Origin of the sequence: Luteolibacter sp. Y139 (genome assembly GCF_038066715.1) — a bacterium.
In the GTDB taxonomy this organism is placed as follows: domain Bacteria; phylum Verrucomicrobiota; class Verrucomicrobiia; order Verrucomicrobiales; family Akkermansiaceae; genus Haloferula; species Haloferula soli.
Genome location: NZ_JBBUKT010000001.1, coordinates 192095 through 209090, shown reverse-complemented (window position 1 = coordinate 209090; position 16996 = coordinate 192095). Strand labels below are relative to the sequence as shown.

General features: G+C 62.4%; 17 protein-coding genes and 1 pseudogene. 3 read left to right on the top strand and 15 right to left on the bottom strand.

Annotation, left to right across the window (positions count from 1 at the left end):
* Window positions 1-5: 5 nt before the first annotated feature.
* The 6 genes from WKV53_RS00900 to WKV53_RS00875 all read right to left on the bottom strand — a co-directional run bounded on the left by WKV53_RS00900 (window position 6) and on the right by WKV53_RS00875 (window position 7592).
* Entirely contained in the window at window positions 6-1850 is a 1845-nt protein-coding gene (locus tag WKV53_RS00900; RefSeq protein WP_341402400.1) for a POT family MFS transporter, read from the bottom strand.
* 153 nt (window positions 1851-2003) lie between these two features.
* The gene (locus tag WKV53_RS00895) at window positions 2004-3008 is read right to left on the bottom strand and encodes a beta-ketoacyl-ACP synthase III (RefSeq protein WP_341402399.1); all 1005 of its coding nucleotides are present in this window, start codon (window positions 3006-3008) and stop codon (window positions 2004-2006) included.
* Window positions 3009-3057: 49 nt separating this feature from the next.
* On the bottom strand, window positions 3058-3555 hold the full coding sequence (locus WKV53_RS00890) for a hypothetical protein (protein WP_341402398.1): 498 nt from the start codon (window positions 3553-3555) through the stop codon (window positions 3058-3060).
* A 110-nt stretch (window positions 3556-3665) separates the two neighbouring features.
* Window positions 3666-4769 (bottom strand): 3-isopropylmalate dehydrogenase, encoded by a 1104-nt coding sequence (leuB, locus tag WKV53_RS00885; RefSeq protein ID WP_341402397.1) that lies wholly within the window; start codon window positions 4767-4769, stop codon window positions 3666-3668.
* 56 nt (window positions 4770-4825) lie between these two features.
* Window positions 4826-6082 (bottom strand): peptidylprolyl isomerase, encoded by a 1257-nt coding sequence (locus tag WKV53_RS00880; RefSeq protein WP_341402395.1) that lies wholly within the window; start codon window positions 6080-6082, stop codon window positions 4826-4828.
* 52 nt (window positions 6083-6134) lie between these two features.
* Window positions 6135-7592, bottom strand: a complete 1458-nt coding sequence (locus WKV53_RS00875) for an AI-2E family transporter (RefSeq protein WP_341402393.1) — start codon at window positions 7590-7592, stop codon at window positions 6135-6137.
* A 127-nt stretch (window positions 7593-7719) separates the two neighbouring features.
* Here WKV53_RS00875 and WKV53_RS00870 point away from each other — a divergent pair, with 127 nt between their 5' ends.
* Window positions 7720-8058: a hypothetical protein gene (locus WKV53_RS00870; protein WP_341402392.1), complete on the top strand. Its 339-nt coding sequence runs from the start codon at window positions 7720-7722 to the stop codon at window positions 8056-8058.
* A gap of 34 nt (window positions 8059-8092) precedes the next feature.
* On the opposite strand, the pseudogene nusB reads toward WKV53_RS00870, so the two are convergent.
* The 4 genes and pseudogenes from nusB to tatC form a co-directional block, all read right to left on the bottom strand.
* Window positions 8093-8431: pseudogene (gene nusB / locus WKV53_RS28660) on the bottom strand (transcription antitermination factor NusB); the annotation flags it as partial.
* 523 nt (window positions 8432-8954) lie between these two features.
* Window positions 8955-9464: a 6,7-dimethyl-8-ribityllumazine synthase gene (gene ribH / locus WKV53_RS00860; protein WP_341402389.1), complete on the bottom strand. Its 510-nt coding sequence runs from the start codon at window positions 9462-9464 to the stop codon at window positions 8955-8957.
* 87 nt (window positions 9465-9551) lie between these two features.
* Window positions 9552-10427: a YicC/YloC family endoribonuclease gene (locus WKV53_RS00855; protein ID WP_341402387.1), complete on the bottom strand. Its 876-nt coding sequence runs from the start codon at window positions 10425-10427 to the stop codon at window positions 9552-9554.
* A 67-nt stretch (window positions 10428-10494) separates the two neighbouring features.
* On the bottom strand, window positions 10495-11832 hold the full coding sequence (tatC, locus tag WKV53_RS00850; protein ID WP_341402386.1) for a twin-arginine translocase subunit TatC: 1338 nt from the start codon (window positions 11830-11832) through the stop codon (window positions 10495-10497).
* Between the two features lie 122 nt (window positions 11833-11954).
* Here tatC and WKV53_RS00845 point away from each other — a divergent pair, with 122 nt between their 5' ends.
* Window positions 11955-13700: an SMP-30/gluconolactonase/LRE family protein gene (locus WKV53_RS00845; protein ID WP_341402385.1), complete on the top strand. Its 1746-nt coding sequence runs from the start codon at window positions 11955-11957 to the stop codon at window positions 13698-13700.
* Between the two features lie 4 nt (window positions 13701-13704).
* On the opposite strand, the gene WKV53_RS00840 is transcribed toward WKV53_RS00845, so the two are convergent.
* The gene (locus WKV53_RS00840; RefSeq protein ID WP_341402383.1) at window positions 13705-14151 is read right to left on the bottom strand and encodes a cupin domain-containing protein; all 447 of its coding nucleotides are present in this window, start codon (window positions 14149-14151) and stop codon (window positions 13705-13707) included.
* 123 nt (window positions 14152-14274) lie between these two features.
* Here WKV53_RS00840 and WKV53_RS00835 point away from each other — a divergent pair, with 123 nt between their 5' ends.
* Entirely contained in the window at window positions 14275-15117 is an 843-nt protein-coding gene (locus WKV53_RS00835; RefSeq protein WP_341402382.1) for an AraC family transcriptional regulator, read from the top strand.
* Between the two features lie 51 nt (window positions 15118-15168).
* Here the strand turns inward: WKV53_RS00835 and WKV53_RS00830 are convergent, their stop codons facing one another.
* The 4 genes from WKV53_RS00830 to WKV53_RS00815 all read right to left on the bottom strand — a co-directional run bounded on the left by WKV53_RS00830 (window position 15169) and on the right by WKV53_RS00815 (window position 16870).
* Window positions 15169-15414, bottom strand: coding sequence for a hypothetical protein (locus WKV53_RS00830; RefSeq protein WP_341402381.1), 246 nt, complete (start codon window positions 15412-15414; stop codon window positions 15169-15171).
* Window positions 15415-15457: 43 nt separating this feature from the next.
* Window positions 15458-15922, bottom strand: coding sequence for an HIT family protein (locus tag WKV53_RS00825; RefSeq protein ID WP_341402380.1), 465 nt, complete (start codon window positions 15920-15922; stop codon window positions 15458-15460).
* 178 nt (window positions 15923-16100) lie between these two features.
* Complete coding sequence (locus WKV53_RS00820) at window positions 16101-16529, bottom strand: hypothetical protein (protein ID WP_341402379.1); 429 nt, start codon at window positions 16527-16529, stop codon at window positions 16101-16103.
* A 32-nt stretch (window positions 16530-16561) separates the two neighbouring features.
* Window positions 16562-16870 carry a hypothetical protein gene (locus WKV53_RS00815; protein ID WP_341402378.1) on the bottom strand — a complete coding sequence of 103 codons (309 nt, stop codon included), beginning with the start codon at window positions 16868-16870 and terminating at the stop codon, window positions 16562-16564.
* Between the last annotated feature and the right edge of the window lie 126 nt (window positions 16871-16996).

Here is a 16996-nt window from a genome sequence, read left to right as displayed (position 1 = left end):
ATCAATCAATCGTGCAGGTAAGTCCGCGGGCGATAGGCCAAGGCGAAGGGGACGTAAACCACGGCGGCTCCGAGCATGAGCCAAGTGAAGAAGCGGAAGTAGGCCGCGCCCTCGAGTTTGGTCTGGCCGCCGCAGAATGCGGAAGCGGAGTAGCGGGTCTCGGTGCTGGTGTTGACGGTGGCGATGCCCAACTGCGCCTTGCGCTTTTCGAGCCAGCTCTCGCCGCTGCCGGGAGGCTCGGGCTTTTGGACGGTGACCGTGAGGCCCATGTTCCATTTGGAGCCGGGCTTGTGGTCCGCGCCGTCGCTGATCAGGCGGAAATGGGTCGAGTCGATGATCTCGTAGCGGATGGGACTGCCGAAGATGTCCTTGCCGAGATCCGCGCCGAGTTTGTCCGCTTCGGGGAGTTGGTCGTTGTTCTTCCGGGCTGCGGCTTCGATCACCGCGGCTGCGGCGGTGAATGATTCATTGCCGGGGAGGTCGAGCTTCTCAATGGCGCCGCCTTTCAGATGGGCGACCATGTTGTCGGAGTCATCACTGGCGGAAAAACCCGGTAGCACGACATTGCGAGGGTCTTTCTGCCAGTCCTTCTCCAAGGAGGCCACGGCGACGGCGAGCTGCTCTTCCGCGGCGCTGGGGATCTGGATGTAGTGGTTGATCTGGGCGGTGAAGATGTTGCCGAGCCATACCGAGAGCAGGTAGAGCGACATGATCAGCGACTTCATGCTCTTCGGCGCCTGGGTGTAGGCGAACTCGAGGCCGACGATCGACACCATGATTTCCGAGGCGGTGATCAGGACGAAGGCGAGGAACTGCCAGCCGATGGAGGGGAATTTACCGGAGTCGATCCACGATTGGCTGAGTGTGGAGAGGCCGAAGGTGGCGACCATCAGGAAGAAGCCGATGCCGATCTTGCGGAGGGGGGTCAGCTTGAAGACCCGGTCCATGACCGGATAGAGGACGAAGGTGAAGAGGGGGATGAAGGTGAGGATCAGGATGGGGTTGATCGCCTGGACCTGCGACTCAAGCCACGTGATGCCGAGGAACTTGCGGTCCATCTGCTCCGCCTGGAAGACCCATGACGAGCCGGTCTGGTCGTAGAGCGCCCAAAAGAAGGCGATGAAGACGAAGAGCGGGATCAATTTGGCGAGAGCGACGAGACCTTCGCGCGAGAAGAAGTCCTTCACGAAGCCGGAGCCCGACGGCGGGATGTGGACAAAGCGGTTGCGTCCCATCCAGAACATGACCGTGGCGATGGCCATCAGCACGCCGGGCACGCCGAAGGCCCAGTGCGGGCCATACCACTCCAGCAGCCATGGGGTCAGGATGGTGGAGACGGTGGAGCCGAGATTGATGGAGAAATAGAACCAATTGTAGATGCGGCTCAGCAGGTGGGAATTCTTGGGGCCGAATTGGTCGCCGACGTGGGCGGACACGCAGGGCTTGATGCCGCCGGAGCCGATGCAGATGAGCATCAGCCCTGCGAACAGCCACCAACCGGAATTGCCGGCGTGGCCCATGAAGGCGAGCGTCGCGTGGCCGAGGCAGTAGACGAGCGAGAGGAGAATGATGGTGCGGTACTTCCCGAGGAAAATGTCCGCGAGCAACGCGCCGATGAGTGGCGTGAAGTAGACCCAGCCGGTGAACGAGTGATAGTGCTCGACGGCTTCCGCCTGGCTCATCGCCGTTCCGGCCTGTTGATCCATCAACCACAGGTACTTCGTCATGAAGACCACGAGGATGGTCCGCATGCCATAGAAGGAGAACCGCTCGGCGGCCTCGTTTCCGATGATGAAGGGGATACCCGGTGGCATCCGGTCGGTATCGAGGGCGGCGGTGCGATAGGACATGGTGGGAGACAGAAGACGGGAAGACGACAGGCAGAAGACTTGAGAGTCGTCTGCTGATTCGCGCGACGCTAGGAAGCAACCTGCGCGCCGTAAAGCTCAGGAAATGGGGGCAAAAGCCGGACCGTGCCCGGGGCTTTCGTCTTGCCTGCTAGATCACCACCTAACGGCGGCGGCGGCCCATGTCAGACCGGCACCGAAAACGACGAGCACGACATGCTCGCCGCGCTGGATGAGGCCGGCGCGATTCGCCTCGTCGAGCGCAATGGCCACGGCGGCGGCGGAGGTGTTGCCGTATTTCTGCAGGTTCACGAAGACGCGTTCGTGCGGGACGGAGAGGCGGTCCGCGATGGCGTCGATGATGCGGAGGTTCGCCTGGTGGGGGACGACGAGCTTGATGTCCTCCGGCTTGAGGCCGGCGCGCTCGATGACCTTTTCCGCGGACTCCTTCATGCGGTTCACCGCGTGCTTGAAGACCTCCTTACCCATCATGGACAGGCTGGCGAGGTTCATGCCGGCATTGTCGATGGTGATCGGGCAGGCGGAGCCACCGCCGGGGATATTGAGCAGGTGGGTGAGCTTGCCATCGGTGCCCATCTCGGTGGCGATGATGGATCCTTCCTCGGGAGCGGCGCGACGCAGGACGGCGGCACCGGCACCATCGCCGAAGAGGACGCAGGTGGTGCGGTCGTCCCAATTGATGAAGGAGGAGAGTTTTTCCGCGCCGATGATGAGGGCGTTGGAGAAGGCGCCGTCGGAGATGAGGCGCTTGGCGATTTTCATCGCGTAGAGGAAGCCCGAGCAGGCGGCGGAGATGTCGAAGGCGACGGCACCGGGGGCTCCGAGCTGCTGCTGGACGTAGCAGGCGGTCGCTGGGGTGAGGGTGTCCGGGGTGATGGTGGCGACGATGATGAGTTCGATGTCATCGGCGGCGATGCCGGCTTGTTCGAGGGCTTTCGCTCCGGCCTTGGACGCCATGTGAGAGGTGTATTCACCCTCGGCGGCGATACGGCGCTCGCGGATTCCCGTGCGGCTGAAAATCCACTCGTCCGAGGTCTCGACTAATTTTTCGAGGTCGGCGTTGGTGAGGACTTTCTCGGGCAAGTAGCTGCCGGTGCCGGCAATGCAGACCTGGTGCTGCGAGGTGAAGGCGTCGCTCATGAACGGGCGGACTTTGGAAACCGGCCGCCGGGGTGGCAAGTGCGAAGGCTCAGGATGCCGGGGTGGGGGCGGAGGTCAGGTGGGAGCGGTGGCGATTTCTCGATTTGACGAGCTGCCATGTCCAGATTCCCAGCCAAACCCCCAGAAGCACCCATGTGGGAAGGTAGGCGCCGCGCCTCCTCATGACGGAATCCCGCTCGTTGACGATGTCTGGAAGCCAGATTTTGCGTTGCTTGGGGTCAGCCTTGCCGCGTTCGTCATTTCCCGAGTAGCTCGCATACGGCATCAGCTGGTCGATCCACGTGAATCCAACCGCTCCTCCCGTCATTACCAGCATGAGCGAGCCGGATTCCGGAGGAGTTCCGCCCGGGATGGCGTTTTCAGAGGACCAGTCGCGCCACGAGCTGCGGTGGATGGTGCGGATGATAGAGGTGTTCAGATTTGAATCGATCATCAGCCAGCCGAAGAACGCGAAAACAAGAAGGCCCAGCCAGAAGGTCCGCGAGTGCAGGAACCAGGATCGGGGCAAGTAGGCAGGGGAGTGCATGCGGAGGAGTAGACTGAAGTAATCGCGGGATTCTTCACACTCATCGAAACGCAAAAGGCCGATCCCGTGGAGGACCGGCCTTTGCTCTATATAATAGAGTGAGTGGAATTTCAGAGGCGTGCGAGGATGGCGTCTGCCATGGCGGCGGTGCCGACCTTGGTCTCGCCAGCGGCGCCGGTGGCGATGTCGCCGGTGCGGAAGCCGTCGTCGATGGCCTTGGCCACGGCGGCTTCGATGGCGGCGGCGGCTTCGTTTTCGCCGAGCGAGAAGCGAAGCAGCATGGCGGTGGAGAGGATCTGGGCGATGGGGTTGGCGATGCCCTTGCCGGCGATGTCGGGGGCGGAGCCACCGGAGGGCTCATACATGCCGAAGTAGAGGCCGCCTTCCTTCTGCTTGCCGAGCGAAGCGGAGGGGAGCATGCCGAGGGAGCCGGAGATCATGGCCATTTCATCCGAGAGGATGTCGCCGAAGAGGTTCTCGGTGACGAGCACATCGAAGGAGTCCGGGCGGCGGACGAGCTGCATCGCAGCATTGTCGACGTAGAGGTGGCTCATTTCGACTTCCGGGAAATCCTTTGCGACTTCCACGGCGGTCTCGCGCCAGAGGACGGAGGTGGCGAGCACGTTGGCCTTGTCGACGGAGACGAGGCGCTTGCCGCGACCCATGGCAGCGGTGAAGGCAACGCGCAGGATGCGGTCGATCTCGCTCTTGCGATAGATCATGGTGTCGAAGGCGACGGGCTCGCCATCGCGCTCTTCGCGGCCTTTCGGCTGGCCGAAGTAGACACCGCCGGTGAGTTCGCGCACGCAGAGCACGTCGAAGCCGTTCGGGATGAGCTCATTCTTCACCGGCGATGCGTGGGTGAGCGAAGGAAGGCAAACGCCGGGGCGGAGATTGGCGAAGAGGCCGAAGTGCTTGCGGAGCGGGAGCAGCGCGCCACGCTCGGGCTGGATGTCCGGCGGGAGGCTTTCCCACTTCGGTCCGCCGACGGAGCCGAAGAGGATGGCATCGCTCGCCTCGCAGGAGGCGATGGTTTCCGGTGGCAGCGGGTGGCCGGTGGCGTCGATGGCGGCACCGCCGACGAAGCGCTCTTCGCGGGTGGTGGTGAAGCCGAACTTGGCCTCCACGGCGTCGAGCACGCGGAGGGCTTCGGACATGACTTCCGGGCCGATTCCGTCGCCGGCGAGGACTGCAATGCGGTAGCTGCGAGACATGGACGGAAGAGACCAGAGGCAAGAGACAAGAATCCAGAAGAAACGCGGTCAGCGGGTCACGGGGTGATCGTGAAGGCCTGATTGACCGCGATGGTTCCCCCGCTGACCCCGGCATTTCCCTCGGTCCAGCCGCCGGTTTCGCTGTGGAAGCAAAGGAAGGCCGAGTTGAGGGACGTCCAGGCGCCGGTTCCGGCCGGTGAGCTGAAGGTGGCGCTCAGCAGGCCGAGAGGAATGAGGCGGGCTTGTGAATTCGAGGCCGTGAAGAGGCCGGCGGAGGGTGCCGAATCGGTCCAAGACACGCCGGTGAGTGTTCCGCTGGTCGAATTTGATGCGGTCCAGGTGCCGGTGGTGCTGCCGCCCAATGTGAGCTCCACCCAGTCTCCGGCACGGCTGGTGATGCGCAGCTTGCGGCCATTCTGATTCAGGGTGGCGGGCGCGTTGACCTGAAAGCCGTAGTCAGTGTCGATCATCCGCATGTAGAACCGGGGAAACGTTACCGACGTGATGGTGAATTCTTCCGCGGCCAGGGCGTTGCAACTCGTGCAATATTGGAAGGGCGTCCATGACTGGAGATTCATGGAGTAGCTGTTGAAATACTCGTGGGACGGCTGCCGGTCGAATTTGAGAGTGAACGTCGACGCTGCGGCGTTGCGGACCGGAGTCATCTTCGTTCCGCGGAGCGTGGGCAGTTTCAACGCCGGGTCTTCCAGGTTGAAGGCAGCGTAGCTGGGGCCGGAGATCACGACGTTCGTCATCGTGATCGGGGTGTTAGGCTTTTCGTTCGTGACGGGGAAGTTCGTGGCGTTGGTGAAGCCGTCGATGATCGGGCGACCGTCGATGACTTCGCCGAAGACGGAGTGCTTGTCATCGAGCGAGGGAGCCGCAGCCAGGGTGATGAAGAATTGCGATCCCCCGGTATTTGGAGAAGTGCCCTTGGCCATGGAGAGGAAGTAGCGGCCCGAGTGGCGGAGGGCGGGGTGGAACTCATCGAGGACGACGTATCCGGGGCCATCGGTACCGAGGCCATTGGGCGAGCCGCCTTGGATGACGAAGTTATGAACCAGCCGGTGGAAGGTCAGCCCATTGTAGAAAGGCGTGTTTTCCATCATCTGGCCGGTGGTGGTCTTGATCCATGGCCGGCGTCCGGTGGCGAGGCCGATGAAGTTCGCGCAGGTCCGGGGGGCCTTGTCGTAGTCCAGCCGGGCGCGGAAGGTGCCGAGCGGATTGCTGCCTTGGGTGACGGTGAAGTCGGCGTAGATCTGGCCGTGGGCCAGCGACGCAAAAGCGAGGAGCAGCAGCAAGAGAGCTTTCACGTGGCAGATGCCGCCATGAAGCGACCGGCGAGGCAAGCCTCTTGGCCTGACGTTAAAGTCCCTCTGCTTCGGACGGCTCCCACTCGTCGTAGCCGCGGTCCTTCTCGTCGGAGTCCTCTTTCAGCTTCCGCTCCCAGATGTAGCGGCGGAAGAGCACCTTGACCGCGGCAGTGAGCGGCACGGCGAGCAGCGCGCCGACGAAACCGCCGAGGATGAGCGACCAGAAGAGCATGGAGAAAATCACCGTCATCGGGTGCAGGCCGACCGAGTCGCCGACGATCTTCGGGGCGGTGACGAGCGAATTGATCTGTTGGACGATGATGAAGATTGCCACCACTCCGCCGACGTAGGCCCATGGATTCGAGCCGAGGATGTGCTGGTTTTCGGGGACGCTGAAGTGGAAGTAGGCCAGCACGCAGGCGGGGATCAGGGTGATGATGTTGCCGACGTAGGGGATGATCCCGAGGACCGCCATGATGATGCCGACAAGCAGGCCGAGCGGTAGACGGAAAGCGGTGAGAGCGAGGCCCACCAGCATGCCATCGATAAACGCGACGAGGACCTGGCCGCGGAAGAAGGAGATCAGGTAGCGATTGATCTCGGTGAGCGTTTCGACCAGCTCGGTCTTGAAGCGCGAGGCCTTGAGCGGGACGTAGTCGTGCCAGTGCTCCTTGATGGAGGCGCTCTCATTGAGAATATAATAGAGGTAGATCGGCACCATCACGAAGCCGAGAGCGAGGCCGAGGAAGCCGAGGACCTTGCCCGCGCCGCCCTTGATCCAGCCGATGATTTCATCGAGGTAGCTCTTTCCCTGTGCCCACAGGTCGGTGTTTTGGAGGATGATGGGTGGGTCGAGCTGCTTGAGGCCCTTTTCCGAGGCGTCATCGAGCGCGGCGGTGAGGGTGGCTTTCGGTGCATCGGATTTCGGATCATCCGGAGGGCCGAGCAGGGGATCGATGAAGGGCTTCGACCACTCGTTCTTGTTCCGGGTGTGGATCAGCAGGTCGACGATGATCTCGTCGAAGGGCTTCTTTGCCGCGGCAGGATTCTCCTCGATGGCCTTGCGCTCGGCGGCGGTTTGCGGGTGCTCGCCGGTTGAGACGGGCTCTACGGCGGGTGCGGCGGGGCCGGGCTCCGGTTGAGCCTGCTCTTGCTGTTGGGAAGCGGCGATCGCTTCGCGCTGCTGTTGGAACTTATGAATCTGCCCGCCGACCAAGGGAATCATGATGGCGACCAAGCCCGCAACCATCAGGGTGAAGCCGGCGAACACCGAGACCACCGACCAGCGACGGGAGAAGCCCCGCTTTTGGAAAATGCGCACCACCGGATCCAGCAAATAGGCGACGATGGCGGCGACCGCCAAGGGTACGAGCACCGGCTGGAGGAATCCGAAGACCTGACCTACCAGCCAGACCAGCCCGACGATCAGCGCACCGAGCACCAGAATCGAGACGCCGGTCGCGGCATTCCACAGGGTGCGAAGCTGGAAGCGGGTGGGGTAGCGGGCCATCTGCCGGGTGGTCTAGCAGATCGGAGGCCGCGACGGGATGGGAAAATTCCGGAGGATACGGAATGGCTTCCATCGTGCGGGTCGGCTACAAAACCGTGCACGCTCCGGGCGAAACACCGCCGACCCCATGAAAGACTCCGCCGACTGGCTTGCCTGGACCCTCCAGTTTATTTTGGGACTGGTGGTGGGTGCCGTCGTGGGAGTCGCTCTTATTTTGAGGCTCGGTATTGGTTACTCGATGCAATTCGGAGTTTTCGCGACCTACCTGTGCGGTGCAGGTTTTGTGGGAGGAGCGTTGGCGTCCTACCACGGGGATCGCCTTTGGTTGGGGCACTCATCCCGGATCATTGCTCCGAATAGTGTCCGGAATAGCAGCGTGAGCCGTGCGGCTTCCGTCGCTACCGGCGTCACCGGAGTCGTGCTGATGGCGGCAGCTCTCTTGATCCACTGCCGCCTTTGGCCCTGAGGGATCAGCTCCCTTGCCCGGCTGCGGTCTTGGAGATCTTGTCGAGCACGCCGTTCACGAAGCGGCCCGAGTCAGTGGTGCCGAAGCGCTTGGCGAGTTCGATCGCCTCGTCTATGGCGACCGGGGCGGGGACGTTCTGGTGCAGGATTTCCCAGGTCGCGAGTCGCAGGATGGCACGATCCACGGGATCGATGCGCTCCGGGGCGAAGTTTTCCACGACGGCGGCGAGGCGTTCGTCGATGGCGTCCTTTTCGCGGAGCACGGCATCGGTCAGGGTGTTCGTCTCGCGCAGCAGGCTGGCGAGGGATTCCTTCGACTCGCGCAGCTTGGCGAGGTCGACCTGATCGGGGAATTTTTCCGGCTCCTCCACCATGCGGACGCGCTCGGAGATGCGGTCGAGGCGGCGGATGCTGCCGGCGACGGGATCGAGCTGGGAGCGGAGGGCGGGGAGGTCTTCAAGCGCTTCGAGGAAGCGCTTGCGGGCGAAGATGAGGTCGCGATCGGTGCGGAAAAAGATTCCGAGTGCCGGCTCGAACTGCTCGCTGAAGGAATCGTCGTCGCTATCGCGCGGGATGCGGGATAGATTGATCATCGCGGCGGTCCACTTGTTCTCAAGGTCGGACACTGCCTGCAACGCCATGCTAGTGCGCTCGAGTTGCGGACGGGCCTTGAGAGTGGCCATCGCGACATCGAACCGCTGCTGGAACTCGGTGAGGCGGGCCTCACGGCCGAGGCTCAGGTGATGCAGGGTCTTCCACGTCGCCTGGAGGATGGCGCGGCGGTCTGACTCCGTGACGAATTGCCAGAAGGCTTCGCGGAGCGACGCGGGGTCGGCTCCGCCTTCGAGGTCGGCGCAGTAGAGGAACTGGACTACCGCCTCGCGGATTTGTCGGCGGCTAGGCATTGCGGGAAATAACGCGAGGCATGGTGCGCTCGATCTCGTGGAAAATATCGACCATGGATGCGGCGACGCGGGCGGCTTCGCGGCCGCGGTTGAGATTGGATCCGATGCAGCGGGCGTAGGCCTGCTTTTCATCCTCGACCAGCAGGACTTCATGGATGATCGGCACCTTGTACTGCACGGCCATGGCCATGAGGGACTGGGTGATCGAGCCCGCGATGAGGTCGGCGTGCGAGGTGGCACCCTTCAGGATGACTCCGAGAGCGATGACGCAGGCGGGCGGGGACTCGCTGCGGTCGAGAACATTGGCGACGGTGACCGGGACCTCGAAAGCACCGGGGACGCGAATGATGTCGACGCGGGTCTGGGGCATCAGCTCGCCGAGTTCCTCGACGGTGTTGTCCACCAGCGCGTCGGCGAATTGTTCATTGTACTTGGCCGCGACAATGCAGACCCGGACGCGGGGACCGATGATGCGGGGCTTGGGCGGCAAAGCCGAGGACATGGGCGGGGTATGGAGGGCGGTGGAGGAAAAGTCAACGGAAGCGACCCGAGAAAGCCGCGGCGGGTGGAAACGCAGTTGAAATGCCGATTACTCCACGTTTTGCACCTGCTCGCGGATTTTCTCCAGCTCGGTCTTGGCCTCGACCACATGCTGGGCGATCGCGGCGTCGGAGGCCTTGGAGCCGATCGTGTTAAACTCCCGGTGGATTTCCTGGCAGAGGAAGTCGAGGGGGCGGCCGGCGGGTTCCTCGCCGGTCATGTATTCGCGGAACTTGCGGAAATGGGAGTCGAGGCGGGTGATTTCCTCGGAAATGTCGCAGCGGTCGGCGAAGATGCCTATTTCCCGGACGACGCGCTCGTCCTGTAGATCGAGCTCAAGTCCGGCATCGCGGAGGCGCTTGGTGAGGACTTCGCGGTAACGTTCCGGTCGGCCGGGAGCCAGAGTGGCGATGGCGGCGGCGGTTTTTTCCAGCGCGGTGAGGCGGGTGGAGAGGTCCTTGGCGAGGTCGGAGCCCTCGGCGGAGCGCATTTCCAGCACCTGCTCGATGGCGACTTCCAAGGCGTGCTCGATGGCTCCCCAGACGGTCTCGGCGGCCAGTCCGCTTTCCTCGATGCGGATGATGCCGGAGGTACGGAGGAAATCGCCGGCCTCGGGGCAGACATTGCGGCCGGTGTGTCGGGAGATGGTTTCGAAGGCGGCCTCCAGCGCGTCCACCATCCGGAGGTCGACGCTGACGGGGGCAGGGGCGCCGCTGGAGCGGTCGAATTGGACGCTGACCTGGATGCGGCCGCGGGAAATGGTGTTCAGGACGGCGCGGCGGATGCGGGCCTCGAGCTCATTCAGCTCGCGCGGGAGCTGGATGACCACTTCGGCCTGCTTGCGGTTCACGCAGGCGATTTCCACTGTCGCCGTTCCCTCGTCTGCCGTGGCCGAGCCGCGGCCAAATCCCGTCATGGAATGCATGCGCGGAGGCTGGCGGGACATTCGGCCCTTGGAAATGGGAAATTAGCTTTCCTCAAAGGTCGGTAATTCACCGCTTTTCCTCGCCGTGACCATGGTCTGGCGGGGTGTCGCCTTCCTTCGCAGGAGTGTCGCTGTCCTCTACAGGCGCATCGTGTTCCTTGGCAGGGGTCTCGTCCTCTTGGCCGGCCTTCCAGCCTTCTTCGGAGGATGAGGGGTCCCAATGGTCGCCGCGGTCTTCTTCCTCGCCGCCTTCCGGTTCGTCGTCGTGGCGCTGTTCAGTGGCGCGTTCGTCATCGAGCAGTCGCTCCAAGCGCTGGCTGTCCTCGGCCGCTTCGGTCTCGCGCTGTTTCTTGGCATCGAACCATGCGAGCCAGATGCAGATTTCGTAGAGGATGATCATGGGCCCGGCCATCAGGCACATGGTGAAGGCATCCGGGGTGGGGGTGATGACGGCGGCGGCCACCACGATCGCCAGGATGGCGTAGGACCGGGTGCGGCTCATCGACTCGTAGGTCAGCAGGCCGAGCTTCACGAGCACCATGACCACGACCGGGAGCTCGAACGACAAGCCGAAGAGCAGGGTGAACTGGGTGGCGAAGGTCACGTATTCGCCGATCCGCCAGTCATTCGAGACGCCCATCGAGAGGCCCCACTCGAAGAAGAACGTGAGGGCGCGGGGAAGCACCGCGAAGTAGGCGAAGCAGACCCCGATGAGGAACAGTCCGAAGCCGATAGCCAGCGCGGGCCACAGGACCTTCTTCTCATGGGAGTGGAGGCCCGGAAGCACGAACTGCAGCACGAAGAGCAGTAGCAAGGGGAAGGCGAGGACGATGCCGGCGAAGAACGCCAGCTTCATGGAAAGCATGAAGGGCTCCGTGGGGGTGAGCACCGTCATCATCTGGAGATTTCCCCGGGCGTCGATCTCCGGCTGGGCTCCATTGGCAAGAAGGGTCTTGATGAGCTCCGCCATGGGCGGGTCCGCCTTTGCCTGCTGGAGGAACTCGGCGCGCTTTGCCTCCGGCAGCACGATCGAAGCACGCAGCAGGCGGACGGCATCCACGAGCATCCGAGTCTTCTCGTCGAACTGGGCGAGTATGTAATTGGCGTTCGCGGGTTCGAGTCCGGCGATGGCGTGTTCGATTTTCCGAGCCTGATCCCATGATGCCCGGTCCACGTCCGATGGCAGCATCTTCGTTTCGTGGATGGCCATCACCTCATTGACCGGCTTGCGGATGATCACCATCAGCTGGTCCTGGAAGCTGAAGCAGATCAGCATGGACACCAGCAGTGTCATGACGATGCGGCTGATCATCACCCGCAGGTCCTCGAGGTGATCCAGGAAAGGCTTTTCGTTATCCGGGTTCGCCTTGTCCCGCAGTTGGAAAACCTTTTTCAGCAAAAACATCGCCGGTCGCGGCGGATTCAATGCGTGGCCCGGCCCGCTGGCAAGGGATCATTCCCGGTCCTTTCGCGGGTTTCGTCATCGGGAAAGATTGCCGCTTTCCGCTCCGTCCCTGTTCCTTTCCGATGAAACCCGCACTTTGCCTCCTCGCCCTCCTTCCGCTGGCAGCCCTGCATGCCGAAGGTCCGTATCCCGTTGATCCCGCGTCGGTTCGCCAAGATGGGGTGCCGAAGGGGGTGACCACCAAGCACAGCTTCTCCGGCAGTAAAATCTATCCGGGCACCGAGCGGACCTACTGGCTGCACGTTCCGGCTCAGTATGATCCGTCGAAACCGGCCTGCCTGATGGTCTTCCAAGACGGCGGCGGCTATGTGAGCGAGGGCGGGGCTAACAAGATCCCAATCGTTTTCGACAACCTGATCGCGAAAGGGGAGATGCCGGTGACGATCGGGCTTTTCGTGGATCCGGGTGTGGTGCCAGCGGGAAATGGCGAGAGCCAGCCGCGTTTCAATCGGAGCTACGAGTATGATGCGTTCAGCGGAGACTATGCGCGGTTTCTGATCGAGGAGCTGATTCCGGTCGTGGCGAAGGACTATAAGATCAGCGACAATCCGGACCATCGCGCGATCTGTGGTGCGTCGTCCGGAGCGATCGCGGCTTTCAATGTGGCTTGGCAACGGCCAGATGCCTTCCGGCGCGTTTACTCGATGATCGGGACGTATGTCGGCCTGCGGGGTGCGGATGAATTTCCGACGCTGGTGCGCAAGACCGAGCCGAAGCCACTGCGTGTCTTCCTCCAAGATGGGTCGAATGACCTGAACATCTACGGTGGTGACTGGTGGATGGCGAACCAGTCGATGGAGCGAGCGCTGACCTTCTCAGGCTACGAGGTGAATCACAACTGGGGCGAGGGGCCGCATTCGCATCAGCATGGCGGAGCGATCATGCCAGAAGCGCTGCGCTGGCTGTGGAAGGATTTCCCGAAGCCGGTGGCGGTGAACTACGATGCCTGTCGTAGCCGGGCGAAGGAGATGTTGGTAACCGGAGAGGATTGGCAGCTCGTGGGCGAGGGATATGGCTTCACCGAGGGACCGATCACGACGCCGGATGGCGGGATCTTCTTCACGGATATCCCGAAGAATACGATTCATCGGGTGGCGGCGGATGGTACGGTATCGGTGTTCCTTGAGAATAGCCGCGGGACCAATGGCCTTGCCTTCGGTCCGGATGGCCGCCTCTACGGGTGCCGCGCTGGCAGCGGTGAGATCGTCTCGTGGGACATCACGACCAAGGAAGAGAAGGTCCACGCGAAGGACATCAAGGCGAACGATCTGGTCGTCGCCAACGACGGCATCATTTATGCGACCGAGCCGGACAAGAAGGCGGTGTGGGTCATTCGTCCCGGCGAGGACAAGGTGATGGGGACCGACCGCTGCAATGGGGTGAATGGGGTGACTCTCACGCCTGACCAGACACGGGTGGAGATCGCCGATCCGAATGGCCGCTACGTCTGGGACGCCTGCCGTGCGAAGGATGGCTCTCTAACAAACGTGCAGCCGTATCATCACCTGCACCTACCACCGGCGGATCCGGATCCGCGCAGTCGTGCGGATGGACTGAAGGTGACGCGCGATGGCTGGCTACTGGTCGCGACGGCGATGGGCGTGCAGATCTGCGACCAGCCGGGTCGTGTGAACCTGATCCTGCCGCCGATTCCGGGGGCGCGCTTTCCTTCGAACCTTTGTTTCGGTGGGACGGATTTGAAGACGCTTTATGTCACCGCGGGTGACAAGGTCTTCAAGCGGAAGACCCAGCTCACCGGCATCAAGGCGTGGGAGAAGCCGGTCAATCCGCCGAAGCCGGGGCTGTAAGCCGTTAGAGCATTCGGCAGGGCGTCATTCCATTGCGGAGTGACGCCCATGGTTCCTGATCGGAGACGTCTTCGGGGTCCACGGCAGCGGCGAGGTCGTCCGGCAGCTTGGCCGGGGAGAGGATGGCGTGGAAGACGAGGGTCTCGGGGAAGGGATTGTAGGTCGCGTGCACGACGCCGGCGGGGAGGTGGGCGATTTCGCCGGGGCCAAGGATGCGGTATTCGTTGCCGACCCACTGTTCGGCGCGTCCGGAGAGTACGTGGATGATCTCCTCGCGGTGCGGGTGGCGGTGGAAGGGGTGGCAATGGCCGCCGGGCATGGTGGCGCGAACCATCAGGAGCTTTTCCGCGGCGACGAGGTCGGGGCGGCACAGCCATTCGTTGTGGGTCCACGCGTTGGTTTCGTGGATCTGTTCCCCTTCCTGGACGAAACGCTTGGGTGACTCGCTCATATCAGATCTGCACTTTCGAGGGGGTGAGGGAAGGCGGCAAGCTCAAGCAGCGCAATTTTCCGTATCGAATCTGCACATTCCGGAGGCTTGCGGAGTGGACGCGGGCGGTTAGGGTGGGAGGGCATGTCCGCTCCTGAGACCCAAGCGAGCCGGCGTTCGGTGACTCGCGCCGACGCCAGCGACGACCGCGACTGGCTGCGCGATAGCCCGGTGTGCCCTTTGCTGGCGCAGCATCACATCGCGCACGCGGGGGTTTTGGAGGGTGGTCCGGCGTTTGAAATGTCGCGGCCGGATCAGTCGGGGACCTTCATGCTCGCGTGCTACAGCGGCAGTGGATTGGTGAAGGCGGACGGGCAATGGCGGAGTGTGACGGCCGGGCAGGCCTGCCTGCTGCCGCCGTTCGTGACGAATGCGATGAAGACGACGGGTCGCGAGCCGTGGCGGATGTGCTGGGTGCGCTATTTGGAATCGCGTGAGTCGAATCCGATCGTGTCGGCTGCTTCGCCGGTGCTCGGTGCTTATGATCCGCAGCCTTTGTTGAATGCGATCCAAGGGCTGCATGCGGAGTGTACTGGAGCGAATGCGCCGGCGATGTTGCACCTGTGGACGGAGCTGATTCACGGCTATGTGCTGCGTTTCGCGCAGCCGCACCAGAGCGATGCGCGGCTATGGAAGCTGTGGGACGCGGTGGAGAAGTCGCTGGATCACTCGTGGTCGCTGGAGGAGCTGGCGGCGCGCGCGTGTGTGTGCAAGGAGCACTTGCGGCGGCTTTGTCGCGATGAGCTTGGGCGGAGTCCGATGCAGCATGTGACCTTTCTGCGGATGCAGACGGCGCGGCATCTGCTGTCCACGACGGACGAGAAGGTGGAGACGATCACGCGGATGGTGGGCTACTCGAACCCGCATACCTTTTCTAACACCTACAAGAAGTGGATCGGGTGGCGGCCTTCGGAGAACCGGCGGTGAGGCGGGGCCACTGAATCAATCGCAGCCGATTTTCCGGAGTGCCGTGGTAGCTTACTCGTCTTCCGACAGGTCGATGGTGCCCGGGTGGTCGGCATAGAATTCCACGTAGCCGCAGCTGGAGCATACCCAGGCCGAAACGGTGGTCTCTTGCTTCTCCTTGAAGAAAAGAGCCCCGGGGTTCCGGAAGGTAGCGATGGACAATTCCTGCTGGATGTTGCCGTGGGCGCGGTCGATTACCTTCGCGTCGGCAATGATGTTGGTGCACTCGCACTTGGGACACTTTCCGGTTCGTTTCATGTGAGCTTGAGAAGATGTGATAGCGTAGGGTCAGGCGTGGCGGTCATCGCTCGGACTTGAGTTGCTCGCGAAGTCGTGCTGCCGTTGAATCGAGATGGGATCGCTCGGCTCGTTGGCCAAAGCGTCGCCAGCCAAAGTGATCGTTCGCGTGCCGGGGAATGACGTGGAAATGGGCATGGGGAACCTCTTGTCCGGCGACCTCACCATCGGCGAGGGATAAGGTGATCCCTTCGCAATCCGGCAACATCGCCTTGAGGCATGTCGCGATACGCTGTGCCACCTCTACCAGAGCGTGGGCTTCGGCAGGCTGGAGGTCCGAGAATGAAGAGACGTGGCGCCGGGGAATCACGAGGGTGTGGCCGGGATTGATCGGGGAAAGATCGAGAAAGGCGATTACCGCGGGACTCTCGAAAACCAAACTGGCTTCGAGTTCACTGCTGGCGATACGGCAGAAGATGCAATCGGACGTCGCAGGGTCGGCAAACTGCTTGTGCGGTGAGCTAGGCATCTTGGCTACCGTTTGGGTTCGTAGCGCATGGCCACTGCCTCTGATTTGAACTCCTTCGGTCCACGAGCTTCAGGTCGGCATGCTGCAACTCTTCGTCGGCGAGCATCGCGCAGTGCTCGCGGCAGCCGGAGTATCGGAGGGGGCGCATGGCGTGAGTATTGTTGGCCGGAGTGTGTGGCTAGATGCTTGCAGGTTCATCAGAAAGATGTCCATCCGGTGGGCCGAATGCCGTCTCGGGTACATCAAGGTCGAAGGGATAGTCCGGTTCGATGCGGAAGGGGATGCCAGCATCGCGGAGCCGATGGGCCTCGTGCCAGACTTCGTGCGCGCGGGCCTCGAATGGAGGCAGCTCTCCCCGGGTGGCGAGGCTGCGGGTGACGGGAATGCCGTGTGTGAACCTTTTATTGAGCTCAATAAGCACCGCCGGGGTGGCTTCAGGGAGGGCAGGGATGACGATCGAGTAGCGGATGTGGTCGATGAAAATGGGGATGGGGAATGTCGTAACCGCGCCCCAAGGGCACGAAGGGGAGGAACACTCGACACATAAACAAGCGCCACGGCGGAAGCTGTGGAGAGGCGACTGACAGTCTGGGCAGCGGTTGTCCATGGACTATGGAATCGGGGACGAGGGCGGAATTGCTAGGCGACAATGATGAAGTTGATCCCGTGCTCCCGTGCTTCCCGGGTATAGCCAACGGCCTTCCCATTCTCAATGCGCTCCATGTGCCAACGCAAGCCATCCGATCTCAACTGCTCAATCACCTTGGCACTCGGCTGCGACTGCAGCTCCGGCAAGATCCTGCGCAACTCGGCAACCTGCGCCAATTCCGAGAGTTGGAAGTAACCTGAGACCACCTTGTCGAGGTCGAAGTAGGGGGTTTCCGAGATGGGAAGCGAGATTGTGCCTCCGCCTTCGTAGTCGCAGCAAGAGCATCGCTCGATCCACATGGATGGACCCTTGGGATGCTCCACAAGCAACTCTGCTCCGCATTTCGGACACTTGTGCACGAGACGTAAGGACTGGAATTTTACGAGGATACGGTGGGAGGCTCCTCGTGGTATCCGCAGATCTGC